This window comes from Streptomyces sp. NPDC059255, assembly GCF_042752355.1.
In the GTDB taxonomy this organism is placed as follows: Bacteria; Actinomycetota; Actinomycetes; order Streptomycetales; family Streptomycetaceae; genus Streptomyces.
The window spans coordinates 426,525-452,511 of record NZ_JBHYZP010000001.1; the positions used below are offsets into that span (position 1 = coordinate 426,525).

Genomic DNA, 25,987 nt, shown 5'->3' on the forward strand with positions numbered 1-25,987 from the left:
CACGGATTCCCGTGTGTGCGGACGCCCCGGCGGACCGTCCGCCCCGCAGTCCTCCGGTACGGAGCGGGGCTGACCGGCCGTGTGCGGAGGGTGCGGCCGCCCCGCGACCCGCTGGACGGAGCGCGTGGCGCCGCTCGGACCCGGCGGTACGGCCGCCCGGCACCGTGCCGTACGCCTGCTGCTGGCCGGGACCCGGCTGACCGCCAGGCCCTGGCCGGGCGGCGGCTGGCAGCTCGCCGACCGGGGCGGGCGCCGGCGCCACTGCGCAGGACTCGACGCGCTCTGGACCGCCGTACGCGCCCTCTCGGGGCCGGTGATCACCGCCGGGTCCGGGGACACCACCCGCCTCCACCACCTGCCGGAGGCCCCCGTGATCGACCCGCACGCGCTGGTCGTCTGGACGGCGGCGGCGCTGCGCGCCGGGGCGGTGCCGGGGCCGCTCACCGTACGGGCGGCCGGCTGGTCGCTGACCGGCGGCGCGGAGCCGGGCGCGGTGCCGGTGCTCCACCGCGGGGACACGGATCCGGCGGCCCGCGCGGTGCGGGTCGAGGCCGCGTGGGGCGCCCGGACGCTCGCCGCGCATCTGACGCGGGTGTGCGCCGCCCCGGAGGAGCCGCGCTGACCCCGGGGAGAGGGCCGCGCTGACCCCGGGGGTGTCCGGGAGCGCGCCCGGGACCGGCGCGGCGACCCGTTCGATACGATGAACGGCCAGCGCTGCCGCACGTCCTCCGGCGTCGTTCCCGCATCATCGAAGGGGTCGAGTTGGCTACCATCAGGGACGTCGCCCAGCGGGCCGGGGTCGCGCCCAGCACCGTCAGTTACGTCTTCAACGGTTCCCGCTCGATCTCCGAGGAGACCCGCCGACGCGTACAGGAGGCGGTGGACGCCCTCGGCTACCACCCGCGCGCCAGCGCCAGGACCCTGCGCAGCAGCCGGACCCATGTGATCGCCCTCGCCCTGCCCCGCGCGGCCGGCGAACGGCACGCCGTGGACGGCCGGTTCGCGATCGAGGTCAGCGACGCCGCCAACACCCTCGGCTACGACCTGCTGCTGACGACCTCTCAGGACAAGGCGGAGGGGCTGCGACGCGTGGCGCTCAGCGGCCTCGCGGACGCGGCGGTCCTGATGGCCGTCGACATGGAAGACGCGCGGATCGACGTCGTACGGGAACTGGTCTTCCCCGCGGCCCTGATCGGGCGGCCCGCGGACGAGGACGCGCTGCCCTGGACCGACCTCGACTGGGAGGAGGCCGCGGCGCTCGCCGTGCGGGAACTGGCCGCCGCGGGCCACCGCGACCTGGTGTATCTCGCGCCCGGTGAGTCGGAGGTACGGGGGCGGCGCAGCTACGCGCTGCGCGGGATCGCCGGCGCCCGCCGGGGCGCCCGTACCACCGGCACCGCCGTCAGGGTCGTCCACTCCGTCGGCGATCCGGCCACGCTGGCGCGCCGGCTCCGGGCGCTGCTGGGGGGCCGGACGGCCGACGGCACCCGACGGCCGGGGAGCGGCGCGGGGGCCGACGCGGCGCCGACCGCGCTGGTCGTACAGCACCCCTCCGCGCACCACCACATCCTGGCGTCCGTGACCGCGGCCGGGCTGCGGGTGCCGGAGGACGTCACCGTCGTCGTCATCGGTACGCTCCCGGGCGACCCGTCGAGCCGCCGGCTGCCGCGGATCGACCTGCCGGTCCAGACGCTGGCCACCGAGGTCACCCGGCTCGCGGTGTCCGCCGCCGCCGCGCTGCGGGAGGACACCGCGCCCGGCACGGAGCGGGCGGAGCCGGGCGCGCGGCTGCTCGCCGACTCCGTCGGGCACCTGCTGATCGCACCGGTCCTGCTGCTGGGCACGCGGCCCCTCGGCGCGCCGCAGGGCTGACACGCCCCGGCGGATTCCGACCCCTGTGGCGTACGTGCCCGGGCGGATTCCGACCTCCGTCGCGAACGCGCCCGGGCGGATCCGGACCCTCGTGGCGAAGACGCCCCGGCCGGATCCCGACCCTCGTGGCGAAGACGCCGCTGCGCCCCTTGTCGCCGTTTCGGCGAGCGCCTAACATCGCCGCAGCGCTGAATCGAATCGATTCGACACCTGTTCTCCCGCCCGCCCGCTCGCTCCGCCTCCTACCGGCCCTCGCCGCCTGCCCCGCCCATCCGGAGGCGCGTCCCCGTACGCGCCAGTGCGTCCCGGTAGGCACCAGCGCGCTCTCGTGCATCCACGTACACCACGCACATCCACGTCCATCTCCGTCTCCATACAGCGTTGTAGACCGAACGGAGTTCCCCTGCCATGCACCCGATCCGCCGCCTTCCGGCGCCGGCCGTGCTCCTTACCGCGCTCGTGGCCATCGCACCGCTCGCCGGGTGCGCGCGGCTGCCCGATCCCGGCACCCTCACCGTCCTCAACTCGGCCACCGACACCCACGAACACACCCAGCAGCAGAAGTTCTTCGACCGCTGTGCGAAGCCGCTCGGGGTGAAGGTCAGACAGACCAGCGTCCCCGCCGACCAGGTGGTGTCCAAAGCCCTGCGGATGGCCTCGTCCCGCTCGCTGACCGACATCCTGGAGCTGGACGGCTCCGAACTCCCGCAGTTCGCCGACACCGGGGGCCTCCTCCCGCTGAAGGAGGCGGGCGTGGACGTGACCGGGATGTCGCCCGGCGCCGTCTCCATGGGCAGCTTCCGGGGCGACCAGTACGGCATCGCCCGGTCGGTCAACTCCCTCGCCCTGATCTACAACGTCGATCTGCTGCGCAAGGCGGGCGTCGAACCGCCCACCACCTGGGCGGAGTTGAAGGCGACCGCCAAGAAGCTCACCCAGGGCCGGACGTTCGGGATGGCCTTCAGCGCGACCCCCGACGCGGACGGCGTCTACCAGTTCCTGCCGTTCTTCTGGTCGGCCGGCGGTGACGAGACGCGGCTCGACGACGGCCGGGGAGCCCCCGCCCTGCGGCTCTGGAAAGGCCTGGTCGACGACAAGTCGGCCTCCAGCGCCGTCGTCACCTGGAACCAGCAGGACGTCAACGACCAGTTCATCGCGGGCCGCGCCGCGATGATGATCAACGGGCCGTGGCAGGTCCCGGTCCTCGGCGAGCACAAGGACCTCGACTGGGCGGTCGCCACGATCCCCGTTCCCGAGGCCGGCCGCCCGCCGGTGCCGCCGATCGGCGGCACGGTCATGACCCTGCCCCGCACCGGTGACAGCGGGCGCCAGAAGACCGCCGCGCGGATCATCGACTGCCTCAACGAGCAGCGCAACCAGATCTCCTGGGGCGAGTCCGTCTACAACGTCCCCACCCGGACGGCCGCCGCGGCCGCGTACAAGGCCCAGAACCCGAAGCTCGGCGCGTTCGCCGACCAGGTCGCCACCGCGCGCTCCCGCACCGACCGGGTCGGTGCCCGCTGGCCGGTCGTCTCCGACGCCCTCGCGGGCGCCTTCCAGTCCGTGCTGACCGGCCGCTCCACACCCGAAGCCGCCCTGAAGCAGGCCCAGTCACGGGCCACGGCCGGTGAGTGACGTGAGGAGAACCGCCATGAAGCCCACCACCCCGGCCGCCGCGCCGGAACCCGCCGCGACACCCTCCGTGGACGCCCCCGCAGCGGAAACGGGTGCCACCGTCCCCGGCGGCGCGGCACCCGGCACCCCCGGCCGCCGCGGCGCGGTCCTGCGCCTGCTCTTCGTCGCGCCCGCCGTTCTCTACATGCTGGCCTTCTTCGGCTATCCGCTGGTGCGCAACGTCATCATGAGCTTCCAGCACTTCACCCCGCGCACGTACTTCACCGGCGAGGCCCCCTTCAACGGGCTCGACAACTGGCGCGGGGTCTTCGGCAATCCGCTCTTCACCGACTCGCTCTGGCACACCCTGCTCTTCACCGCGGGCTCCCTGCTCGGCCAGTTCGTCATCGGCCTCGCGCTCGCCGTGTTCTTCTCCCGCCGCTTCCGGCTCTCCGGTTTCGTCCGCGCGGTCCTGCTGCTGCCCTGGCTCGTCCCGATGGTCGTCTCGGCCGTCGTCTGGCGCAAACTCCTCGACCAGGACACCGGCGTCCTCAACACCTTCCTGATGGACCTGCACCTCACCTCGTCCGCCGTGCCCTGGCTCAGCAGCCCGGACGTGGCCCTGCTCTCCGCCGTCCTCGTCAACATCTGGATCGGCATCCCCTTCAACATGGTGATCCTCTACGGCGGGCTCCAGGAGATACCCCGCGACCTGTACGAGGCCGCCGCCCTCGACGGAGCCGGGCCCTGGCGCACCTTCCGCGGCCTCACCCTGCCGCTGCTGCGCCCGGTGGTGACCGTGGTCCTCATCCTCGGCTTCATGTCCACGGTGAAGATCCTCGACCTGATCCTCGCCCTGACCGGCGGCGGCCCCGCCGACTCCACCCAGACCCTGGGGACCGTCACCTACCAACTCTCCTTCCAGCAGCTCAACTTCGGCCAGGGCGCGGTGGTCGGCAACGTTCTCATCCTGATCAGCGCGGTCTTCGCCGTGTTCTACCTGCGGGCCAACCGCTCCGACTTCGGCCAGGGGAAGTGACCGCGATGTCCACCACCGACTCCGCCCGCCGTTCGCGCGGCGGCGGCTCCACCGCCGTCGCCCTGCTGATCCTCGTCGTCCTGCTCTTCCCGCTCTACTGGATGGTCAACATCGCCCTCCAGCCCGGCGAGAGCCTCGCCGCCACCCACTGGCTGCCCACCTCGCCCGGCTGGGACAACTTCCAGCGGGCGCTGAGCAGCCAGGGCGGCTCGCTGGTGACCAGCCTCGTCGTCGCGCTCGGCGCCGTCGTGGTCTGTCTGGCGCTGGCCGCGCCCGCCGCGTACGGCCTGGCCCAGCTCGGGCTGCGCGGCAGCCGTACGATGGTGTTCGCCACGCTGATCACCCAGATGGTCCCCGGCATCGTCATCGCCAACGCCCTCTACAGCGCCTATGTCGAACTCCGCCTCGTCAACTCCCCGCTGGGACTGATCCTCGCCGACGCCTCGCTCGGGCTGCCGTTCTCCATCGTGCTGCTGCGCGCCTTCATGGTGTCGATACCGCGCGAGGTCGTGGAGGCGGCGCTGGTCGACGGCGCCAACCGGCTCACCGCCTTCGTCCGGATCGTGCTGCCGATGAGCCGCAACGCCCTGCTCACGGCGGGCCTGTTCACCTTTCTCTTCGCCTGGTCCGACTTCATGTTCGCCCTGACGCTCAACACCACCGACGACGTCAAACCGATCACCCTCTCCATGTACGAGTACATCGGCGCCCACGTCAGCGACTGGGGCGCGGTGATGGCGACCGCCGTCGTCTCCGCCGTCCCCGCCGCGATCCTGCTCGTCGTGGCGCAGAAGTACGTGGCCGCGGGCATCTCCGGCGGCTCCGTCAAATAACGGCCGTCGCACCGTCGAGCAGAGACCATCGACCTGATGGACCACCGATCCGCACCAGCCCCCTCCACAGAGCAGGAGCACTGATGAAGTTCACCGACGGGTACTGGCAGATGCGCCCCGGCGTGACCGCGCGGTACGCGGTCTCCGTCGCCGACGCCGAGGTCACCGACGACCGGGTCACCCTCTACGCTCCGGTGGGGCGGGTGACCCACCGCGGCGACACGCTCAACGCCCCCCTCGTGACCGTGGACTGCTGGTCACCCGCCGAGGGCGTCATCGGGGTCCGCGTCACCCATCACGGCGGACGCGCCCCGAGGACACCGGAGTTCGCGCTCGCCACCGGCTCCGGAACCGGCGCGGGGAAGGTGGTCAGGGAGGGCACCACGGTCGAACTCGCCTCCGGGGAACTCTCCCTGCGGACCGACACCGACGCACCCTGGCAGCTCGACTTCACGGCGGGCGGGCGGACCCTCACCTCGGTCGGCAGCCGCGGGGCCGGCTTCGCGACCGACGCCGACGGCCGGCACTTCATGCTCGCGCAGCTCTCCCTCGCCGTCGGGGAGAGCGTGTACGGACTGGGCGAACGCTTCACCCCGTTCGTCAAGAACGGCCAGACCGTGGACATCTGGCAGGCGGACGGCGGCACCAGCAGCGAACAGGCGTACAAGAACGTCCCGTTCCACCTCACCACCCGCGGCTACGGCGTCTTCGTCAACCACCCCGGCCAGGTCTCGTACGAGGTGGGCTCCGAGGCCGTCGGGCGCGTCCAGTTCAGCGTCGAGGACCAGAGCCTGGAGTTCTATGTCATCCACGGCCCCGGCCCCCGGGAGATCCTCGCCCGCTACACCGCGCTCACCGGCCGTCCCGCGCTGCCGCCCGCCTGGTCGTTCGGCCTGTGGCTCTCGACCTCCTTCACCACCTCGTACGACGAGGCCACCGTCAACCGGTTCGTCCAGGGCATGGCCGACGCCGAAATCCCCCTGAGCGTCTTCCACTTCGACTGCTTCTGGATGCGCGAGTACCAGTGGAGCGACTTCGTCTGGGACCCGGACGTCTTCCCCGACCCGGAGGGCATGCTCGCCCGGCTGCGCGAGCGCGGGCTGCGCGTCTGCGCCTGGATCAACCCGTACATCGCGCAGAAGTCGCCCCTCTTCGCCGAGGGGATGGCCGCGGGCTATCTGCTCAGGAAGCCCGACGGGGACGTCTGGCAGTGGGACCGCTGGCAGCCCGGCATGGCGCTGGTCGACTTCACCAACCCGGACGCCCGCGTCTGGTACGCCGACAAGCTGCGCGTCCTGCTCGACCAGGGTGTCGACTGCTTCAAGACGGACTTCGGCGAGCGGGTGCCCGTCGACGTCGCGTGGCACGACGGATCCGACCCGGAGCGGATGCACAACTACTACACGCAGATCTACAACGAGACCGTCTTCGAACTGCTGCGCCAGGAAAGGGGCGAGGGCGAGGCCGTCGTCTTCGCCCGCTCCGCGACCACCGGCGGCCAGCGGCTCCCCGTGCACTGGGGCGGCGACTGCGAGTCGACGTTCGAGGCCATGGCCGAGTCGTTGCGCGGCGGACTCTCGCTGGGCCTGTCCGGCTTCGGCTTCTGGAGCCATGACATCGGCGGCTTCGAGGGCACGCCGACGCCCGCGCTCTTCAAGCGGTGGGTCCAGTTCGGCCTGCTCTCCTCGCACAGCAGGCTGCACGGCTCCAAGTCCTACCGGGTGCCGTGGGACTACGGGGACGAGGCCGTCGCCGTCACCCGCGACTTCACCCGGCTCAAGCACCGGCTGATGCCGTACCTCTACCGCGCCGCGACCCAGGCCAGGGACGCCGGTACGCCCGTGATGCGCGCCATGGTGGTGGAGTTCCCCGACGACCCGGCCTGCCACCCGCTCGACCGGCAGTACATGCTCGGCGACGACCTGCTGGTCGCCCCCGTCTTCACCGAGGACGGCTCCGTCGAGTACTACGTGCCCGCCGGCGCCTGGACCAACATCCTGACCGGCGCCCAGGTCACCGGGCCCGGCTGGCACCGCGAGACCCACGGCTTCGACACCCTGCCGCTGCTCGCCAGGCCCGGCGCGGTGATCCCGCTCGGCGCCGTGGACGAGGGGCCCGAGTACGACTGGGCGGACGGGGTGACCCTGCGCGTGCACACCCCGGCGGACCGCGCGGAGGTCGTCACCGCCGTTCCCGCGCCGGACGGGTCGGGCCCCGCCGCGGTCTTCACCACCCGGCGCGACGGTGACGAGATCGTCGTGGAGACCGGGAGCGCACTGCCCTGGAAGGTCCTGCTGGTGGGCGCGGAACCCACCGGGGACGCCGCCGCGGATCCGCTCGGCGCCCTCCACAACGCCCCGGCGGGCACCCACCGGCTGACGCTCCGCCTGGCCTGAGCCCCGTCCACGTACCCCCAGCGGGTCACCGTCGCCACCCTGGCTGAATGCGTAAAGATGACCGCATAAGTCGCATATGGCGTATTTATTATGGTGAGCTGATGTTTCGCACCCTCTGGGGGTACGCATGGCCGAGCGCGGCGGTACGGACGGAACGGCGGCGGCGAACCGGACGCGGCCGGGCCTCCTGCAGCGCATCGGCGAGTGGTGCGCCCGTCATGTCGTCGTGGTGGTCGTCGTCTGGCTGGTCGCCCTCGGCGGGCTGCACGCGCTGCAGAACACGTTCGGAGGTACGTACTCCGACAACTTCACCCTCCCCGGAACCCAGTCGGACACCGGCGCCCGGGTGCTCGGTGAACACGCGCCCGGGGCCGGCGGCGTCGGCGCCCAGGTCGTCCTGCACGACGGGAAGCAGTCCCTCACCGCCGCAGGGAGCCAGATCGACCAGACGGTCGCCTCCCTCAAGAAGCTCCCGCACGTCCTGTCCGTCGTCGGCCCGCTGCCCGCCACGCCCTCCTCGCCGCCCACCGGAGCGCTCACCTCCGACGGACGGACCGGCTACATCAGCGTCCGCTTCAGCGCCAACCCCACCTCGTTCCCCCACTCGTATCTCGACGGCGTCGACAAGGCGGTGCGGCCGCTGCGCGCCGCGGGCGTCGAGGTCGAGTACGGGGGACCGCTCGGCGAACTCGCCCGCCCGAAAGCCGCGGACCTGACCAGCGAGGCCATCGGGTTCGCCGTGGCGGTGATCGTCCTGCTGATCGGATTCGGCAGCGTCATCGCCGCGGGGATCCCGCTGCTCACCGCCCTGATCGCGGTCATCGTCGGGCTGGCCTGTCTGAGCCTGATCGCCGCGGCCTTCACCTTCGCGAGCGTCTCGCCCACCCTCGCCACGATGATCGGACTCGGCGTCGGCATCGACTACGCCCTCTTCCTGATCACCCGGCACCGCCAGCTGTCGATGGACGGCGCGGACCCGGTGACGGCGGCGGGCCGTGCCGTCGCCACCAGCGGCCGGGCCGTACTCGTCTCCGGATGCACCGTCATCGTCGCCCTGGCCGGGCTGTACGTCTCCCGGATCGGCTTCATCGGCAAGCTCGGCGCGGCGGCGGCCGTCACCGTCATCACCGCCGTCCTCGGCGCGCTCACCCTCGTCCCGGCCCTCCTCGGGCTCGCCGGCCGCCGGATCGACCGCTACCGGGTCCGCCGCCCGGTGGCGGAGGGCGTCTCCGACCCGGGGTTCGTCCGCGCCGAGCGGCACGGCGGCAGTACCCGGGTCCCCACCGGGACGGGGGGCGGCTGGCACCGGTACGCCCAGCGTGTGGAGCACCGCCCGTGGTGGTTCCTGCTCGGCGGCGTCGTGATCGTCGGCGTCCTCGCCATCCCCCTGTTCTCCATCCGCCTGGGCCATATCGACGACGGGGCCGACCCCACGAGCTTCACCGACCGGCGCGCGTACGACCTGATCTCCGAGGGCTTCGGGCCCGGCGCCAACGGCCCGCTCACCCTTGTCGTCGACCAGAGCAAGGTGCCGCCGGCCGACCGCTCCGCGCTCGCCGCCAATCTGACCAAGGCGCTCACCGATGTCCCCGGCGCGGCCAGTGTCAGCCCGCTCACCCCGGTCGGTGACGGCGAGGTGCTGACGGCCACGGCGCTCTCCCGCACCTCGCCCCAGTCGGCCGGGACGGCGAAGCTCTTCCGCCACCTCAAGGACGACGTGCTGCCGCGCGGCGCGGCCGGCACCGCGGCGGCGACCTACGTGACGGGCACGACTGCCGCCCAGGAGGACTTCCTCGACCTCATCTCGGCCCGGCTGCCGCTCATCATCGGCGTGGTGGTCGCCCTTGCCTTCCTCATCATCCTCCTCGTGTTCCGCGGGATCCTGGTGGCGCTCAAGGCCGCCGTGCTCAACCTCATCTCGATCGCGGCGTCGTACGGCGTCGTCGTCGCCGTCTTCCAGTGGGGCTGGGGCGGGCCCGCGCTGGGCGTCAACGGGACCGTGCCCATCGAGAGTTACGTGCCGATGATGATGTTCGCCATCGTCTTCGGGCTGAGCATGGACTACGAGGTCTTCCTGCTCTCCCGGGTCCACGAGGCCTGGCGCCGTACCCACCGCAGCGGGGACAGCGTCGCGCACGGCCTGGAGATCACCGCGCGGGTGATCACCTGCGCCGCCCTCATCATGGTCAGCGTCTTCGCCGCGTTCATCCTCAGCGACAACATCGTGGTCAAGATGATCGGCCTCGGTCTGGCCGTCAGCGTCCTGATCGACGCGACCATCGTCCGGCTGCTGCTCGTTCCGGCGGTGATGACCCTGCTGGGTTCCGCCGCCTGGTGGACGCCCCGGTGGCTGGACCGGCTCCTGCCGCACGTGGACACGGAGGGAGTCGAACCGGCGGCGCCCGGCGTCCGTGTCATGGAGTGAGGTCACACCTGGAGGTGGCCCCGATTTATGTCATGGGCACGACTGTCGTCACGAGAGGCTTCAACCCGCAATGAGAAATGTGGAGTTACCTCGCCGCGCCCGGCGCGCGGCCGTCGCCCTCGCCCTCGGCGCCCTCGCCTTCGGTGCCGTCACCACCGTTCCGCAGGAGGCCACCGCCGCGCCCGCCGCGCGTACCACCCCCGTCGTCACCTGGGCCGCCAGCGCCGACCGGCTGGACACCGCCGTACCCGAGCGCACCCACCGCGTCGTCGTCCGCACCAGCGCGGGCGGCAGCGCGCTGCGGATCCGGCTCTCCAACGCCTTCGGCGAACAGCCGGTGACCTTCGGCAGCGCCTACGCGGGGGCCGTGGACTCGGGCGCCGCCGTGGTGCCCGGCACCAACCGCGCGCTGACCTTCCGCGGCGCCGCCTCCGTCACCGTACCGGCGGGCGGTTCCGTCTACAGCGATCCGCTGCCGGGCACCGTACGGCCGTACGCGGACCTGGCCGTCAGCCTGTACGTACGGGACGCGTCCGGCACCGCCACCGGCCACCGGATGGGGCTCCAGACCTCGTACATCGCCCCCGTCGGCGACCACGCGGCCGAGGACGCCGGCACGGCGTACACCCAGCGCACGAGCTTCCGCTACTACCTCGACGCCGTGGTGACCGACGCGCCACGCGGCACCGGCGCCGTCGTCGCGCTGGGCGACTCGATCACCGACGGCGCGAGCTCCACCGCCGACACCAACCGGCGCTGGCCCGACTTCCTCGCGCGGCGGCTCGGCGACGACCGGCGGACCACCGTCAAGGGCGTCGCCAACGAGGGGATCTCCGGCAACAAGGTCCTCTCCGACGGGGCGGGGGAGAGCGCGCTGAAGCGCCTCGACCGCGACGTCCTGTCGCAGCGCGGCCTGCGGACGGTGATCCTGCTCGAAGGCGTCAACGACATCAAGGCCACCCCGGCGCCCACCGCCGCGGCGATGATCGACGGCTACCGCCAGATCATCGCCAGGACCCACGCCGCGGGCGCCTGCGCGGTCGGGGCGACGGTCATGCCGTACCAGGGCTGGCGCGAGTGGAACGTGGCCGGTGAGGCGGTGCGCCAGGAGGTCAACGCCTTCATCCGGGAGAGCGGCGCGTTCGACGCCGTCATCGATTTCGACGCGGCGATCGGCGACCCGGCGGCCCCGGAGAGGATGCTGCCCGCGTACGACAGCGGGGACCATCTCCACCCGAACGACGCGGGCATGCAGGTCATGGCGGACACCGTCGACACCCGCGCGCTGCGCTGCGGAAGGTAGGCCCCCGGGGATCCGGACGTACGACACGGCCGGCGGTCCCGGGCGGGCTGCCCGGGACCGCCGGTACTCGGCGCGGACCCTCCGGCCGACGTGCGGGAGCGACCTCCCCGGCCGAGAGTGGAGACGTACGCCCGGATCCTTCCGCGGCACCCACGCCACTCCCAGGAGCCCGCCATGACCTGTCCTGCCCGACGAGACCTCGGCCTGCTCGCCCTGCGGCTCGGCACCGGCGCGGTACTCGCCGCGCACGGCACGCAGAAACTGTTCGGCTGGTTCGGCGGCCCCGGGCTCGACGGCACCGCCCAGGGGATGGAGGCCATGGGCTACCACCCGGGCCGGCCGAGCGCGCTCGCCTCCGGCCTCGCCGAGACGGGCGGCGGCGTGCTGCTGGCGCTCGGCCTCGCCACCCCGGCGGCCGGCGCGGCGGCGGCGGGCGGCATGGCGGGCGCGGTGGCCGTGGACGCGCCCAACGGGTTCTTCGCCCAGTCGGGCGGCTGCGAGTACCCGGGCCTCCTCGGCTGGACGGCCGCCTCCATCGGGCTGGCGGGCGCGGGCCGCTACTCCCTCGACCACGCCACCTGCCACGTGTTCGACCGGCACTGGATGGTCCCCGCGGCGTTCGCGGTCAGCGCGGCGGCGGCCTATGTGGTGATCGGCAGGCGGGCCAAGGCGCTGGCGGCGGCCGGGGACGGCGGGCCGGACGGTGGCTCCGCGCGGGAGTGACACGCGGGAGCGCCCGCGTAGGTACGAGGGGCGGGCCACCATCCACGGTGGCCCGCCCCTCGTACGTGCGCGGTGGTCCCGGCCGGTCTACGGCTCCGTCGGAGGCCGCTCGACCGGCGGCTCGGTCGAATGGGGAGCCGACGGAGTCGCGGGAGCGGCGGGAGAGGAGGGGGACGGGGGAGCGTCCCTGGCCGGGACGCGGCCCTCCTCGGTGGGGCCGCCGCGCGCCCTGATGACCGGGGCGATCACGCGGTCGTAGATCTGGGACCCGACGATGCCCCCGATGAGCGGGCCGACGATCGGGATCCACCAGTAGTGGCTGAACCACTGGAAGCTGCCCGGCAGCGCGATGGCGCCCCAGCCCTCGAAGAAAGTGAAGAGCCGGGGACCGAAGTCCCGGGCGGGGTTGATCGCGTAACCGGCGTTCACTCCAAAGGTCAGACCGATCGCGAAAACGACCAGACCGGTCAGGAACGGGCCGAGGTTGGAGCCCGGTGCCAGGTTCTTCGTGTCGATGAGCGCGCAGATCAGCAGGAGCAGAACAGCGGTGCCCACGATCTGGTCGAGCAGCGGCCCCCACCATGAATTCCCGAAATACTCGGCGGGAAAGGTGGCGAAGATCGAGTAGGTGGAAAGGGACTGCTCCCGCCCGGTTCCCGCTTTGAAGTTGAACGAGTCGATCGCCCACCGGTAGGTGGCGTAGACGAGCGCGGCGCCGATAAAAGCGCCCAGCAATTGGGCGCCCCAGTAGGGGAGGACCTTCCGCCAGGGAAAAGTCCGCCGGACCGCGAACGCGAGCGTCACCGCCGGGTTGATGTGCGCGCCGCTGATACCGCCGGCGACATACACGCCGAACACCACGGCGAGACCCCAGCCCCAGGAGATGATGAGCCAGTTGGCGGGCCCGAAGGGCGCGACCTGACGGCCCGAACCGGGCAGCCCGACGACGGCGACGGCCACGGATCCGCAGCCCAGCAGGAGCAGGACGAGCGTGCCCAGGAACTCGGCGGCCAGTTCGCCGCCGAGACCCTCCGGGTAGCCTCTGCGGCGTGTACTGCGTACGGCCATGTGCTCTCCTTTTCCCGGGCGGCTCCGCACCGCGCATCACACATTCCCGACCCTAGGCGCGGGGTTCGGCGGCCGCGTCCGGACGGCCCGGCGGAAAGTCCGGCCGCCCCGTCCGGCGGCGTACGGCAGACCGGTGATTTCACGCGCCGCGCGGGGGCCGGGAATTCCGGAAAGGGAATCGGAACGGCCACCGGAGGGCAGGGAACGCGGGGACACCGCCGCGCGCGGCGCCCGTGGCCCGGGAATTACGGTGGGCCTTTCCGGGAGCGCGGGGGTTTTCCTCGCGGGGCCGTCGGCCGTCCGGGCGATCCCGCCGCGCACCCGGCCGGCCCGGCGCCCGTACGGTAAGGGGGGCCGGCCTCATCCATAACGAGCCGGCCGGAACCAGGCGGGAACGGACCGGAGCCGGAACCGAGCCGGACGTGAACGATCAGCAGGGAGACAGGCGCATGGCAGACCTGAACATCCGGGACAACCGGCCCCAGGGCCGCTTCGAGGCGTACGAGGACGGTCAGGCCGTCGGCGCCATCTCGTACGTCACCCTGGCGGCCACCCCGGAGACTCCCGCCGTACCGGCCGCGCTGGTCGCGGTGCACACCGTGGTGGAGGAGGGGTACGAGGGCAAGGGCATCGCCGGCACCTTGGTGCGGGAGTTCTACGCGATGGCGGAGCGGGAGGGCGCCTTCGTCGTCCCGCTCTGCCCGTACGCCGCCCGCTGGGCGCAGCGCCACCCCGAAGCGGCGCCCGAGGCCCCGCCGGAGGCCGTCGAGGCGGCGAAGGCACAGGTGAGGAACGCGTGACGGCGCGGAGCGCGAGGCCTGCGGACGGGCGGCGGGCGGCGGGGGCTCCGGACCCGGCCGTGCTCGTCCTGCTGCACACCTCTCCGGTCCATGTCCCGGCCTTCGACGCCCTGCGGGACGCGGGCCACCCCGGTGTGACCCTGCGTCATGTCGTCGCCGAGGAGCTGCTCGCCCGCGCCAGGGCGGAGGGGCCCGAGGCGGTGGCGGCCGAGGTCGTGGCGGTGCTCGCCCCGGCCGTCGCCGAGGGGGCGGGCGCAGTGCTCTGCACCTGCTCGACCATCGGGGAGGTGGCGGAGCGGGCGGGGACCGCGCTCGGCGTGCCCGTGCTGCGGGCCGACCGGCCGATGGCCGAGGCAGCGGCGGCGGCCGGCCGCGTCGTGGTGGTCGCCACGGTGGAGTCCACCCTGGGGCCGACGGCCGAGCTGATCCGTGAGGCGGCGGCCGGGCAGGCCCTGGAACTGCGCACGGTGCTGGTGGAGGGGGCCTGGGAACGCTTCGAGGCCGGGGACATGGACGGCTATCTGGCGAGGGTGGCGGCGACCGTCGACGCGGTCACGGACTCCGCCGAGGGCGGGGTGATCGTGCTGGCCCAGGCGTCGATGGCCGGGGCGGCCGAACGGGCCCGCGGCGCCGTGCCCGTACTCACGGGGCCCCGGACCGGGCTGGCCGCGGCGGTGGCGGCCGCGACAGCCGCCCGCTGACGTTCGGCGCGCTGCCGCGCTGCCGCGCTCCCGCGCGTCCCGCGCGCGCCGAGCGCCTCGCGTGCCCCTCCGCGGCCCGCGCCCCCGCGCGTCCCGCACGACCCGCCTCTCCGCGACGCCCCGACTCCGGCCTCTCCGGACGGCCTCTCCGGGCCGCGCGCGACCGGCCTCCGCCACGGACTCGGCCCCTCGCGTCCCCCGGACCACGAGGGGCCGATCAGGGGCCGACGAGGGACCACGCGTGGACCCGGCGCGCGTGGGCACGCGCACCGGGAGACATTGGGAACGCACGACTCCCGTACTTCTGGAGGACAGGCATGACCAGTCCGTACCCCGACCCGGTTCCGCCGCCCAGCCCGCCGCCCGGTCCGCCAGGCCCGGGACCGGCGCCGGATCCCGTTCCTCCGGGCCCCGCGCCGTCCCCCGTGCCCACGCCGCCGGGACCGGCGCCGATCCCCGGCCCCGACCCTGTCCCCGGCCCGCCGGAGCCCGGCCCCGTACCCCAGCCGGAACCCCAGCCGCAGCCGGGCCCCCTGGGCTGATCCCACCGGGCTGAGCCCACGCGGCCGAGCCCCGCGCGCAACGGAACGGGCTCCGTACCGACCCAGGTCGGTACGGAGCCCGTTCAGCCGTGGCCGGCCGGCCGCCGGATCAGCCGGTCCGCACCTCGGAACGGTCGCCGCCCCACAGCGTGTGGAACGAGCCCTCGCGGTCCGTGCGCCGGTAGGTGTGCGCGCCGAAGAAGTCGCGCTGGCCCTGGGTCAGCGCGGCGGGCAGCCGCTCGGCGCGCAGCGCGTCGTAGTACGCGAGCGCCGCCGCGAAGCCCGGCGTGGGGACACCCTGGTGCACGGCGGCGGCGACCACCGCGCGCCAGTCCTCCTGGGCCGCGCCGATCTCCTCGGCGAACTGCTTGTCGGAGAGGAGGCTCGGCAGGTCGGCCCGGGTGTCGTACGCCTCGCGGATCCGGTCGAGGAACGCGGCGCGGATGATGCACCCCTCCCGCCAGATCGCCGAGATCGCACCGAGGTCGAGGTCCCAGCCGTACTCCGCGCTGCCCGCCTGGAGCTGGTGGAAGCCCTGCGTGTACGACACGATCTTCGACGCGTAGAGCGCCTGCTCGACCTGGTCCGCGAAACGGGCCGCCTCGGCCTCGCCCAGCGGCGCCGCCGCCGGGCCCGGCAGCGCCTGCGACGCGTCCCGCAGCCCCGCGTGGCCGGAGAGCGAACGGGCGAAGACCGCCTCGGCGATGCCGGAGACCGGGACGCCCAGGTCGAGGGCGATCTGCACGGTCCAGCGGCCGGTGCCCTTCTGCTCGGCCTGGTCGGTCACGATGTCCACGAACGCCTTGCCGGTGGCCTCATCCGTATGGGCCAGCACCTCGGCCGTGATCTCGATCAGGTACGAGTCGAGGCGGCCGGTGTTCCAGGACTTGAAGGTCTCCGCGATCTTCGCGGGGGAGTAGCCGGCGACGGAGCGCAGCAGGTGGTACGCCTCGGCGATGAGCTGCATGTCGGCGTACTCGATGCCGTTGTGCACCATCTTGACGAAGTGTCCCGCGCCGTCCGGGCCGATGTGGGTGCAGCAGGGCGTGCCGTCCTTCGCCTTGCCGGAGATCTTCTCCAGCAGCGGGCCGAGGGACGCGTACGACTCCTTGGAGCCGCCCGGCATGATGCTCGGCCCGTGCAGGGCGCCCTCCTCACCGCCGGAGATACCGACGCCGACGAAGTGGATGCCGCGCTCGCGCAGTTCCTTCTCGCGCCGCCGGGTGTCCGCGAAGTGGGCGTTGCCGCCGTCGATGATGACGTCGCCCTCCTCCAGCAGCGGGGCGAACTCCTCGATGACGGCGTCCGTCGGGTCACCGGCCTTCACCATGATGACCAGTCGGCGGGGCCGCTCCAGGGCCGCGACGAACTCCTCCGCCGACTCCGCGGGGACGAACGCGCCCTCGTCACCGAACTCGTCCACCAGGGCACGGGTCTTCGACGCGGTGCGGTTGTGCAGAGCGACGGTGAATCCGTTGCGGGCGAAGTTCCGGGCGAGATTGCGGCCCATCACCGCGAGCCCCGTGACACCGATCTGGGCTGTACCACTCATGCGTGTGCTCCTGGATATCCGTCGAATTGTGCCGTGCCCCGACAGTAAAGACCCCCGCACCCGGGCGCGCCAAGAAAGACCTGCGGGTACCGGGCCGGCCGGACGGGGCCGCCGGGGAGGGATACGTACCGCCGAACACGGCCGTTCACCCCGCCCGGCGCCGCCCGCTCCTGCCCGCAAACGGGCTCCGTTTCCGGTGCGGGCCACGGCCGCACCGGGCACCGAACGGGCACCGAAGTGACTCCATTCGGGCAGTGATCCGTGCAACACCGACCCCACCGGCCGGTGTGACCAGGGCAGACGCGGTTGGTCGAACGGGCAGACTCGGACTCACTCAACCCTGTGAAGAGCCTGGTCGCAGCGGGTTGCCTGCTTGTAAAAACGACGCACGAGCCCGAACGGGTGCTGAGCCGCAGTAAAAGCAGGGAAGTGTGTGGTCGTGGACACCGACGAGCGCCGACGAGAAATCCTTGAGATCGCCCGGAGCAACGGGTCAGTGGAGGTCACCGCACTGGCCGGGAGGCTCCAGGTCGCCAAGGAGACCGTACGGCGAGACCTGCATGCCCTGGAAGGACACGGACTGGTACGGCGCACCCACGGCGGCGCCTATCCCGTGGAGAGCGCCGGATTCGAGACGACCCTCGCGGTACGGACCACCCGGCTCGTACCCCAGAAGTCCCGGATCGCGGCGGCCGCCGCCGACCTGCTCGGCGACGCCGAGACGGTCTTCGTCGACGAGGGGTTCACCCCCCAGCTCGTCGCCGAGGCGCTGCCCCGCGACCGGCCGCTGACCGTGGTCACCGCCTCCCTCGCCGTGGCGACCACCCTCGCGGACGCCGAGAAGATCGCCGTGCTGCTGCTCGGCGGCCGGGTGCGCGGCTCCACCATGGCCACCGTGGACCACTGGACCACCCGGATGCTCTCCGAGTTCGTCATCGACCTCGCGTACGTCGGGGCCAACGGCATCTCGCGCGAGTACGGGCTCACCACTCCCGATCCCGCCGTCAGCGAGGTGAAGGCCCAGGCGATGCGGAGCGCCCGCCGCCGGGTCTTCGCCGGGATCCACACCAAGTTCGGCGCGGTGAGCTTCTGCCGCTTCGCCGAGGTCGGTGACTTCGAGTCCATCGTCACGGACTCCGGACTGCCCTCGGCCGAGGCTCAGCGGTACTCGCTGCTCGGACCGCAGGTCATCCGCGTCTGACGGCGGTCCCCTCCCGCCCGAACGGGCACGTCCGTCTTCTCCGTTCCGCCGGACCGGCGCCGCGCCGGCCACCCCGGCGCACCGTCCCCTCGTCCCACCACCCCCCACTCACCACCCCGAATGATCAGGAGATCTCTCATGCCACTGCAACAACGACGTCGTGGAATCCGCATGCGTGTGGGCGCGAGTGTGGCCTTGACCGCGCTTCTCGCGGGGTGCAGTGGCGCGGGTGGGGGCTCCTCCTCCGGCGGCGACGACACGCTCAACGTGCTCATGGTGAACAACCCGCAGATGGTCGACCTGCAGAAGCTGACCGCGGACAACTTCACCAAGGAAACCGGCATCAAGGTGAACTTCACCGTCCTGCCGGAGAACGACGTCCGGGACAAGATCACCCAGGACTTCTCGAACCAGGCCGGCCAGTACGACGTCGCCACCATCAGCAACTTCGAGGTGCCGTTCTTCGCGAAGAACGGCTGGCTGCACTCGCTCGACGAGTACACCGAGAAGGACAAGGCGTTCGACCAGGGCGACATACTCAAGCCCCTCTCGGACTCCCTCACCGCGGAGGACGGCAAGCTCTACGGCCAGCCCTTCTACGGCGAGTCGTCCTTCCTGATGTACCGCAAGGACGTCTTCGAGGCGAAGAAGCTGACGATGCCCGACAAGCCCACCTGGCAGCAGGTCGCGGACCTCGCCGCCAAGGCGGACGGCGCCGAGAAGGGCATGCGGGGCATCTGTCTGCGCGGGCTGCCCGGCTGGGGCGAGGTCATCGCGCCGCTGACGACCGTGGTCAACACCATGGGCGGCACCTGGTTCACCAAGGACTGGGAGGCCCAGCTCGACTCGCCCGAGTTCACCAAGGCCACCCAGTTCTACGTCGACCTGGTGCGCGAGCACGGCGAGGCGGGCGCCCCGCAGGCCGGTTACGCCGAGTGCCTCAACAACATGACGCAGGGCAAGTCGGCCATGTGGTACGACGCCACCGCCGGCGCCGGCTCGCTGGAGGCCAAGGGATCCCCGGTCAAGGGCAAGATCGGCTACGTACCGGCCCCGGTCGACAAGACGGAGAGCTCCGGCTGGCTCTACACCTGGGCCTGGGGCATGCAGAAGGCGTCCAGCAAGACGGAGAGCGCCTGGAAGTTCATCTCCTGGGCGTCCAGCAAGGAGTACGAGACCCTCGCCGGTGAGAAGGCCGGCTGGTCGAACGTCCCGGCCGGCAAGCGCGCCTCGACGTACGAGAACCCGCAGTACCTGAAGGAAGCCGCCGCGTTCGCCGAGGTGACCAAGAACGCCATCGCCACCGCCAACCCGACCGACCCGGGCGTCCAGCCCCGTCCCACCGTCGGCATCCAGTTCGTCGACATCCCCGAGTTCACCGACCTCGGCACCAAGGTCTCGCAGGAGATCAGCGCCGCCATCGCCGGCAAGAAGACCGTGGCCGAAGCGCTGAAGAACTCGCAGGCGCTGGCCGAAAAGGTGGGCAAGGACCAGAAGTGAGTACCTCCGTCAGCACACCCCCGCTCACCCCGGCCGGGGGGCCGCGGCCCCCCGCGTCGCACCAGGCCGGCCGGGGCACCCGGGCCCGCGCATGGGCCACCCGGGCACCGCTGCTGCCCGCCCTGATCTTCCTGATCGCTGTCACCCAACTGCCCTTCGTGGCAACCCTGTTGATCTCGCTCTTCGACTGGAACTCGCTCGCCCCCGACGAGCGCAGCTTCGCCGGACTCGCCAACTACGGCTCGGTGTTCACCGACGCGAGCCTGCGCGAATCGGTGTTCACCACCGTGCTGCTCACCGCGACCGTGGTGATCGCCAGCGTGGTCCTCGGGCTGCTCCTCGCACTGCTGCTCGACCGCAAGTTCATCGGCCGCGGCTTCGTCCGCACCCTGCTGATCACGCCGTTCCTCCTGGTCCCGGTCTCGGCCGCGCTCATGTGGAAGCACGTCCTCTACAACCCCGAGTACGGGCTCCTCAACGGCGGCTGGGCCTGGTTCACCGGGCTCTTCGGGGTGGAGAACCCCACCCAGCCCGACTGGATCTCCGACATGCCGCTGCTCGCGGTCGAGGCCGCGCTGATCTGGCAGTGGACGCCGTTCATGATGCTCATCCTGCTCGCCGGACTCCAGAGCAGGCCCGCCGAGATCCTGGAGGCAGCCAAGCTGGACGGCGCGACCGGATGGCAGATGTTCGGCTACCTCACCCTGCCCCACCTGCGCCGCTACCTCGAACTGGGCATCCTGCTCGGCTCGATCTACATCGTGCAGAACTTCGACGCGGTGTTCACCCTCACCTCCGGGGGCCTCGGCACCGCCAATCTCCCGTACACCATCTACCAGACCTTCTACCAGGCTCACGAGTACGGACTGGCCTCGGCCGCCGGCGTCGTGGTCGTGATCGGCACCATCGTGATCGCGACCTTCGCCCTGCGCGTCGTCTCGTCCCTCTTCAGTGAGGAGGCGAACCGCGCATGAGCACCCTCTCCGTGACCGGCCCCCGTGCGAGCGCCCGGCCGCACGTCGACAAGTACGCCCCCGCCGCCCGGCGGGCCAGGCGGCGCTCCGCCGGACTCGGCCTGCTGGCCTGGATCGTCGGCATCGTCTTCTGCCTGCCGGCCCTCTGGATGCTGCTGACCTCCTTCCACACGGAGGCCGACGCGGCGACCAACCCGCCTTCGCTCACCGCCGGACTGACCCTCGACAGCTACCGGGTGTTCTTCGGCGAGGGCGGCGGCGCGAGCCCCTGGCCGCCGCTGATCAACTCCGTGACCGCGTCGTTCTTCTCCACGCTCTTCGTGCTGCTGCTGGCCCTGCCGGCGGCGTACGCGCTCTCCATCAAGCGCGTGGAGAAGTGGACGGACGTCATGTTCTTCTTCCTCTCCACGAAGATGCTGCCGGTGGTCGCCGGGCTGCTGCCCGTCTACCTCTTCGCGAAGAACGTCGGCATGCTGGACAACATCTGGCTGCTGGTCATCCTCTACACCTCGATGAACCTGCCGATCGCGGTGTGGATGATGCAGTCCTTCCTCGCCGACGTACCGGTCTCCATCATCGAGGCCGCGCAGGTGGACGGGGCCCGGCTGCCGACCGTCCTGCTGCGCGTGGTCGCGCCGGTCGCCGCGCCCGGGATCGCGGCGACGTCGCTGATCTGCTTCATCTTCAGTTGGAACGAACTGCTCTTCGCCCGGGTCCTCACCGGAGTGACGGCGCAGACCGCCCCCGTGTTCCTGACGGGCTTCGTGACCAGTCAGGGGCTCTTCCTCGCCCAACTGTGCGCGGCGTCCGTCGTTGTGTCCCTGCCGGTGCTCGCCGCAGGATTCGCCGCCCAGGACAAGCTGGTCCAGGGCCTTTCTCTTGGAGCTGTGAAGTAATGAGGGCAGCGATCGTCGAAGCCGTCGGCAAGGTCTCCGTCACGACGGTTCCCGACCCCACCCCCGGCCCTCGCGACGTGGTCGTCTCCGTCGCCGCATGCGGACTGTGCGGCACGGATCTGCACATCCTGCAGGGTGAGTTCGCGCCCACCCTGCCGATCGTTCCGGGGCACGAGTTCGCCGGTGAGATCGTCGGGATCGGCACCGACGTCACCGAACTGGCGATCGGCGACAAGGTCGCCGTCGACCCGTCCCTGTACTGCAACGAATGCCGCTACTGCCGCACCGGACGGGGCAACCTGTGCGACCGGTGGAACGCGATCGGGGTCAGCAAGCCGGGCGGGGCCGCGGAGTTCGCCGTCGCGCCCGTGGCCAACTGCGTCAAACTGCCCGACCACGTCGATGTCAAGGACGCGGCCCTGATCGAGCCGCTCTCCTGCGCCGTACGCGGGTACGACGTGCTCCGGTCGACCCTCGGCGCCGAGGTGCTGATCTACGGCTCGGGCACCATGGGCCTGATGATGCTGGAGCTCGCCAAGCGCACCGGCGCCTCCTCCGTCGACATGCTCGACATCAACCCGGAGCGGCTGGCGACCGCCGGCAAGCTCGGCTGCTCGCGCTCCGGTTCCTCGGCGGACGAGTTCGACCGGCCCACCGGCTGGGACGTCGTCATCGACGCCACCGGCAACGCGGGCGCCATCCAGGACGGTCTGGGCCGGGTCGCCAAGGGCGGTACGTTCCTCCAGTTCGGGGTCGCCGACTACGCGACGACCGCCGTCATCGAGCCGTACCGGATCTACAACCAGGAGATCACCATCACCGGATCCATGGCGGTGCTGCACAGCTACGAGCGGGCCGCCGCGCTCTTCGCCTCCGGGGTGCTCGACCCGGCCGTCTTCATCAGCGACCGGCTGCCGCTGGAGCAGTACCCGCAGGCCATCGAGAAGTTCAAGGCGGGCCAGGGACGCAAGATCGTGGTCCAGCCGTGACCGAGGTGGGCCCCGGCGCCGTGCTCGTCATGGGCGAGGCGCTCATCGACCTCGTCCCGGTGCCGGACGACCCGGAGACGTACCGGGCCCAGCCCGGCGGCGCGCCCGCCAATGTCGCGGCCGGGCTCGCCCGGCTCGGTACGCCGAGCTGGTTCGCCGGGGCCCTCGGCGGCGACGGCTTCGCCCGCGTGATCGAACAGCGGCTGGTCTCCGCCGGTACGGAACTCGGCCTCTGCGCACGCTCGGAGCTGCCCACGACGCTCGCGGTCGCCGACCCGGGTCCCGACGGCACCGGCTACCACTTCCACCTCGGCGACACGGCGACCTTCCGGCTGCCGGACCACTCCGCGCGGACCGAGCGGTTCGCCGCCGTGTACGTGGGCGGGGTCGCCGCCGTCGTGGAGCCCGCGGCCGAGGCGGTCGCGGCCACCGCCCGCGCGGGCGCCGCGCGTTCGCTGCTGGTGGTGGACCCGAACGTGCGTGAGGACCGGACGATCGACCCGGAACGGGCGGTCCGGCGGCTGCGCGAGCTGTGCGCGCTCGCCCAGGTCGTCAAGGCGAGCGACGAGGACCTGGCCCGGCTGTGGCCCGGCACGGACCCCGACGCGAGCTGCCGGCGGCTGGCCGGGGAGGGGCGCCTCGTGGTGCTCACCCGGGGCGCCCAGGGCGCCACGGCGTTCGCGGGGAACGCGGAGCCGGTCTCCGTGCCCGCCGTACCCGTCGAGGTGGTCAACACCATCGGCGCCGGTGACGCCTTCATGGCCGGCGTCCTCAACTGGCTGACCGCACCCGGCGCGGACCGGTCCGGCGGCGTCGCCGGGCTCTCCCGCGACGAGGTGACGGAGATGCTGGGCTTCGCGTCCCGGGTGGCCGCCTCGGTCTGCGCCCAGACCGGTACGGAGCCGACGAGACCGCCGGACGCCTGACCCCCCGGGGGACTTCCTCCCCTGATCCCCTGGGGTTCCCTCCCGGAGCCGCCGCCCCGCACCCGCGCGGGGCGGCGGCTCCGCGCGGGTGCGCGGGCGCCTCCCGGACGGGGCGCGCGGGCCGGTGCCCGGGTTCGGGCGGGCGAATTTCCCGCTCCCCGGGACACCACGGGTTCCGGGATGGCACGCTGTGTGCCGGTACGCGGCCGTCCGGCGACCGGGACGCGACGGTGAGCTCTTGTCACGGTCCTTGCCCAGCCTTTACGTTGGCCGCTGCGACGTGTCCTACAGCCAGTGGGGGAGCCACATCATGGCCGCAACCGGTCGGCACCGCCGATACCAGCCGAGCCGTATCAACCGTGCGTCGCTCACCGTCACGGCGGGCGGGGCGGGCATGGCCCTGCCGCTCCTCGCCGCGGCGACCGCGCAGGCGGCCCCGGTGGACGTCTGGGAGAAGGTCGCGGCCTGCGAGTCGACCAACAACTGGCAGATCAACACCGGCAACGGCTACTACGGCGGGCTCCAGTTCACCCGGTCCACCTGGGAGGCGTACGGCGGCACCCGCTACGCTCCGCGCGCCGATCTCGCCACCCGGGACCAGCAGATCGCCGTCGCCGAGAAGGTGCTCAAGGGCCAGGGCCCCGGCGCCTGGCCCGCCTGCTCGGTCCGGGCCGGACTGACCCGGGGCGGCGACGCGCCCGACATCACCCCGGCGCAGGGCCGCGACACCGGCACCGTGGAGCGGGCCCAGGCCAAGAGCGCCCCCGCGCAGACCGGGACCACGGAGACGACCGGGACCACGGTGAAGGCCGAGCGGACGAAGGCCGCCTCGCCCACCTCCGTACCGACCCAGCGCGAGGGGTACACCGTCGCCCGGGGCGACTCGCTCTCGCGGATCGCCGTCGAGGAGTCCGTCAAGGGCGGCTGGCAGCGGCTGTACGAGGAGAACCGCCAGGTCATCGGCAGCGACCCGGACCTGATCTTCCCGGGGCAGAAGCTCGTGCTCCAGGCGCCCGCGAAGGGCACCGCCACCCGGCCGGAGAAGACGGCGCGGCCCGCCCCCGCAGAGAAGCCGAAGGCGACGGCCGAGCCCGAGCGCCGGGTGGAGAAGAAGCAGGAAAAGCCCCCGCAGGAAAAGCAGCAGGAGCGGGAGCAGAAGCAGGAGCAGAAGAAGGAACAGGCGCCCAAGCAGGAGGAGAAGCGGCAGGTCAAGGCCGAAGCCCCGGCCGCCAAGCCGAAGACGGGCGGCATGTCCGCGCCGGTCGCCGCCTCCACCGGTACCCAGTACCGCCAGGCCGGCTCCTGGGCCAGCGGCTACCACACGGGCGTCGACTTCCCCGTCCCCACCGGCACCTCGGTGAAGGCGGTCGCCGCCGGCCGCGTGGTCTCCGCCGGGTGGGCCGGGGCCTACGGCTACCAGGTCGTCATCCGGCACACCGACGGCAAGTACAGCCAGTACGCGCACCTCTCCGCGCTCACCGTGCGCGAGGGCCAGAACGTCGGCAGCGGCCAGCGGATCGCCCGCTCAGGATCGACCGGTAACAGCACCGGACCGCATCTCCACTTCGAGATGCGCACGGGGCCCGGCTACGGCTCCGACATCGACCCCCTCGCCTACCTGCGCGCGGGCGGTGTCCGGCTCTGACCCCCGCTCCGGAGGCCGGGCGGCCGGGACCGATGACCCGGCGCCGCCCCGCGTCGCGGCCCGCGCCGCCCGCGACGCGGCGACCGACCGCTCCACGGTGAGCAGGATCAGCCCGCCCGCCGCCACGGCACCCGAGGCCAGCGCCAGCGCCGTACCGAGCGTCCCGTACCGGAAGTCCTCACCGAACAGCGTCAGTCCCACCGTCGCCGCGACCACCGGGTTCACGACCGTGACCGTGGCCAGCGGGGCGGCCAGCCCCGCTCCCCGGTAGGACGCCTGCGACAACAGCAGCCCGCCCGCCGCGAGGACCGCGATCACCACCAGGCTCGGCACCTGCACGGTGGGCCGGTCCGAGGTCCAGTCCACGGCGACCGTCTTCGTGAAGACCGAGGCGATGCCGAACGCGATCCCGGCCGCGGCCGCCAGCAGCATGCTCCGTACGGCGGGCCGCCCCACGAGCTGCGCGGCCAGGAAGACCACCCCCACCGCGCCGAACGTCGCGGCGGCCAGGACCAGCCGCTCCGTGCCGTCCAGCGCGCGGGTGTCCGTCCCCTCCGTGAGGGCGAGCAGCCCCGCCAGCCCCACCGACGCCATGAGCGCGCCCCGCCACGCCGTGCGCCCGGCCCTGCGCCCCACGAAGAGCGCCGCCATGGGCAGCGCGAAGACGATGGTGAGCGCGCCGAGCGGCTGGACGACGCTGAGCGGCCCGTAGGCCAGCGCGACGACGTGGAGCGCCGCCCCGAGCCCGTTGAGGGCCACCGCGGCCCACCACAGCCCGTGGTGCAGCGGTGCGTACGGGCGGGCGGGGGTGTCCGTCGCGACATGCTCCTGAAGGATGGCCCCGGACGCGTAGGCGACCGCGGAGACCAGCGACAGGAGAACGGACAGGGCGAGTGCACTCATGTCTTCACGATCTCTCGCCGGGGACGGCTCCCGCGTCGTCCTGTAGAGGTCAATCCGGCGTACTGCTGTAGTAGTACGGATCCGG

General features: G+C 72.4%; 21 protein-coding genes. 18 read left to right on the forward strand and 3 right to left on the reverse strand.

The features are described from left to right. Positions 1-124 precede the first annotated feature (124 nt). From ACFXKG_RS01830 to ACFXKG_RS01870, 9 genes are all read left to right on the forward strand, one after another. Complete coding sequence (locus tag ACFXKG_RS01830; protein WP_384830675.1) at positions 125-622, forward strand: hypothetical protein; 498 nt, start codon at positions 125-127, stop codon at positions 620-622. 140 nt (positions 623-762) lie between these two features. Beyond that, positions 763-1,872: a LacI family DNA-binding transcriptional regulator gene (locus tag ACFXKG_RS01835; protein WP_384830678.1), complete on the forward strand. Its 1,110-nt coding sequence runs from the start codon at positions 763-765 to the stop codon at positions 1,870-1,872. 408 nt (positions 1,873-2,280) lie between these two features. Continuing rightward, positions 2,281-3,507, forward strand: a complete 1,227-nt coding sequence (locus tag ACFXKG_RS01840; protein WP_384830681.1) for an extracellular solute-binding protein — start codon at positions 2,281-2,283, stop codon at positions 3,505-3,507. A 16-nt stretch (positions 3,508-3,523) separates the two neighbouring features. Continuing rightward, on the forward strand, positions 3,524-4,525 hold the full coding sequence (locus tag ACFXKG_RS01845) for a carbohydrate ABC transporter permease (protein WP_384830684.1): 1,002 nt from the start codon (positions 3,524-3,526) through the stop codon (positions 4,523-4,525). Positions 4,526-4,530: 5 nt separating this feature from the next. Next, the gene (locus ACFXKG_RS01850; RefSeq protein ID WP_384830687.1) at positions 4,531-5,358 is read left to right on the forward strand and encodes a carbohydrate ABC transporter permease; all 828 of its coding nucleotides are present in this window, start codon (positions 4,531-4,533) and stop codon (positions 5,356-5,358) included. 83 nt (positions 5,359-5,441) lie between these two features. Continuing rightward, entirely contained in the window at positions 5,442-7,754 is a 2,313-nt protein-coding gene (gene yicI / locus ACFXKG_RS01855) for an alpha-xylosidase (protein WP_384830690.1), read from the forward strand. A 127-nt stretch (positions 7,755-7,881) separates the two neighbouring features. Next, positions 7,882-10,179, forward strand: coding sequence for an MMPL family transporter (locus ACFXKG_RS01860; protein ID WP_384830693.1), 2,298 nt, complete (start codon positions 7,882-7,884; stop codon positions 10,177-10,179). Positions 10,180-10,249: 70 nt separating this feature from the next. Beyond that, positions 10,250-11,482, forward strand: coding sequence for an SGNH/GDSL hydrolase family protein (locus ACFXKG_RS01865; protein ID WP_384830696.1), 1,233 nt, complete (start codon positions 10,250-10,252; stop codon positions 11,480-11,482). A 174-nt stretch (positions 11,483-11,656) separates the two neighbouring features. Next, positions 11,657-12,205, forward strand: a complete 549-nt coding sequence (locus ACFXKG_RS01870; RefSeq protein ID WP_384830699.1) for a DoxX family protein — start codon at positions 11,657-11,659, stop codon at positions 12,203-12,205. Positions 12,206-12,292: 87 nt separating this feature from the next. Here the strand turns inward: ACFXKG_RS01870 and ACFXKG_RS01875 are convergent, their stop codons facing one another. Then, complete coding sequence (locus ACFXKG_RS01875; RefSeq protein WP_384830702.1) at positions 12,293-13,273, reverse strand: MIP/aquaporin family protein; 981 nt, start codon at positions 13,271-13,273, stop codon at positions 12,293-12,295. A gap of 449 nt (positions 13,274-13,722) precedes the next feature. Here ACFXKG_RS01875 and ACFXKG_RS01880 point away from each other — a divergent pair, with 449 nt between their 5' ends. Beyond that, on the forward strand, positions 13,723-14,073 hold the full coding sequence (locus ACFXKG_RS01880) for a GNAT family N-acetyltransferase (protein ID WP_384830705.1): 351 nt from the start codon (positions 13,723-13,725) through the stop codon (positions 14,071-14,073). Between the two features lie 59 nt (positions 14,074-14,132). Continuing rightward, positions 14,133-14,774: an aspartate/glutamate racemase family protein gene (locus tag ACFXKG_RS01885; RefSeq protein WP_384831732.1), complete on the forward strand. Its 642-nt coding sequence runs from the start codon at positions 14,133-14,135 to the stop codon at positions 14,772-14,774. Positions 14,775-15,425: 651 nt separating this feature from the next. Here ACFXKG_RS01885 and gndA read toward each other — a convergent pair. Beyond that, positions 15,426-16,868: an NADP-dependent phosphogluconate dehydrogenase gene (gene gndA, locus ACFXKG_RS01890; protein ID WP_384830708.1), complete on the reverse strand. Its 1,443-nt coding sequence runs from the start codon at positions 16,866-16,868 to the stop codon at positions 15,426-15,428. Positions 16,869-17,307: 439 nt separating this feature from the next. On the opposite strand from gndA, the gene ACFXKG_RS01895 reads away from it, so the two are divergent. From ACFXKG_RS01895 to ACFXKG_RS01925, 7 genes are all read left to right on the forward strand, one after another. Next, positions 17,308-18,069 carry a DeoR/GlpR family DNA-binding transcription regulator gene (locus ACFXKG_RS01895; protein WP_384830711.1) on the forward strand — a complete coding sequence of 254 codons (762 nt, stop codon included), beginning with the start codon at positions 17,308-17,310 and terminating at the stop codon, positions 18,067-18,069. Between the two features lie 138 nt (positions 18,070-18,207). Then, complete coding sequence (locus tag ACFXKG_RS01900; protein ID WP_384830714.1) at positions 18,208-19,569, forward strand: ABC transporter substrate-binding protein; 1,362 nt, start codon at positions 18,208-18,210, stop codon at positions 19,567-19,569. Next, complete coding sequence (locus tag ACFXKG_RS01905) at positions 19,566-20,543, forward strand: carbohydrate ABC transporter permease (RefSeq protein WP_384830716.1); 978 nt, start codon at positions 19,566-19,568, stop codon at positions 20,541-20,543. Before ACFXKG_RS01900 ends, ACFXKG_RS01905 begins: the two co-directional genes overlap by 4 nt. Continuing rightward, positions 20,540-21,439: a carbohydrate ABC transporter permease gene (locus ACFXKG_RS01910; protein WP_384830719.1), complete on the forward strand. Its 900-nt coding sequence runs from the start codon at positions 20,540-20,542 to the stop codon at positions 21,437-21,439. Before ACFXKG_RS01905 ends, ACFXKG_RS01910 begins: the two co-directional genes overlap by 4 nt. Then, on the forward strand, positions 21,439-22,428 hold the full coding sequence (locus ACFXKG_RS01915) for a zinc-dependent alcohol dehydrogenase family protein (protein ID WP_365812567.1): 990 nt from the start codon (positions 21,439-21,441) through the stop codon (positions 22,426-22,428). The genes ACFXKG_RS01910 and ACFXKG_RS01915 overlap by 1 nt, the downstream gene beginning before the upstream one ends. Beyond that, a complete protein-coding gene (locus ACFXKG_RS01920; RefSeq protein WP_384830722.1) occupies positions 22,425-23,354 on the forward strand; it encodes a PfkB family carbohydrate kinase in 930 nt (309 codons plus the stop codon). The genes ACFXKG_RS01915 and ACFXKG_RS01920 overlap by 4 nt, the downstream gene beginning before the upstream one ends. Positions 23,355-23,664: 310 nt before the next feature. Continuing rightward, positions 23,665-24,999, forward strand: coding sequence for a transglycosylase family protein (locus ACFXKG_RS01925; RefSeq protein ID WP_384830724.1), 1,335 nt, complete (start codon positions 23,665-23,667; stop codon positions 24,997-24,999). Here ACFXKG_RS01925 and ACFXKG_RS01930 read toward each other — a convergent pair. Beyond that, a complete protein-coding gene (locus ACFXKG_RS01930; RefSeq protein ID WP_384830727.1) occupies positions 24,880-25,902 on the reverse strand; it encodes a DMT family transporter in 1,023 nt (340 codons plus the stop codon). The genes ACFXKG_RS01925 and ACFXKG_RS01930 overlap by 120 nt on opposite strands. Between the last annotated feature and the right edge of the window lie 85 nt (positions 25,903-25,987).

Coding starts and splice junctions, on each gene's coding strand:
- ACFXKG_RS01925 (WP_384830724.1), top strand. CDS start 23,665: ATGGCCGCAACCGGTCGGCACCGCCGATACCAGCCGAGCCGTATCAAC.
- ACFXKG_RS01845 (WP_384830684.1), top strand. CDS start 3,524: ATGAAGCCCACCACCCCGGCCGCCGCGCCGGAACCCGCCGCGACACCC.
- gndA (WP_384830708.1), bottom strand. CDS start 16,868: ATGAGTGGTACAGCCCAGATCGGTGTCACGGGGCTCGCGGTGATGGGC.
- ACFXKG_RS01915 (WP_365812567.1), top strand. CDS start 21,439: ATGAGGGCAGCGATCGTCGAAGCCGTCGGCAAGGTCTCCGTCACGACG.
- yicI (WP_384830690.1), top strand. CDS start 5,442: ATGAAGTTCACCGACGGGTACTGGCAGATGCGCCCCGGCGTGACCGCG.
- ACFXKG_RS01860 (WP_384830693.1), top strand. CDS start 7,882: ATGGCCGAGCGCGGCGGTACGGACGGAACGGCGGCGGCGAACCGGACG.
- ACFXKG_RS01840 (WP_384830681.1), top strand. CDS start 2,281: ATGCACCCGATCCGCCGCCTTCCGGCGCCGGCCGTGCTCCTTACCGCG.
- ACFXKG_RS01870 (WP_384830699.1), top strand. CDS start 11,657: ATGACCTGTCCTGCCCGACGAGACCTCGGCCTGCTCGCCCTGCGGCTC.
- ACFXKG_RS01865 (WP_384830696.1), top strand. CDS start 10,250: ATGAGAAATGTGGAGTTACCTCGCCGCGCCCGGCGCGCGGCCGTCGCC.
- ACFXKG_RS01900 (WP_384830714.1), top strand. CDS start 18,208: ATGCCACTGCAACAACGACGTCGTGGAATCCGCATGCGTGTGGGCGCG.
- ACFXKG_RS01880 (WP_384830705.1), top strand. CDS start 13,723: ATGGCAGACCTGAACATCCGGGACAACCGGCCCCAGGGCCGCTTCGAG.
- ACFXKG_RS01875 (WP_384830702.1), bottom strand. CDS start 13,273: ATGGCCGTACGCAGTACACGCCGCAGAGGCTACCCGGAGGGTCTCGGC.
- ACFXKG_RS01910 (WP_384830719.1), top strand. CDS start 20,540: ATGAGCACCCTCTCCGTGACCGGCCCCCGTGCGAGCGCCCGGCCGCAC.
- ACFXKG_RS01930 (WP_384830727.1), bottom strand. CDS start 25,902: ATGAGTGCACTCGCCCTGTCCGTTCTCCTGTCGCTGGTCTCCGCGGTC.
- ACFXKG_RS01850 (WP_384830687.1), top strand. CDS start 4,531: ATGTCCACCACCGACTCCGCCCGCCGTTCGCGCGGCGGCGGCTCCACC.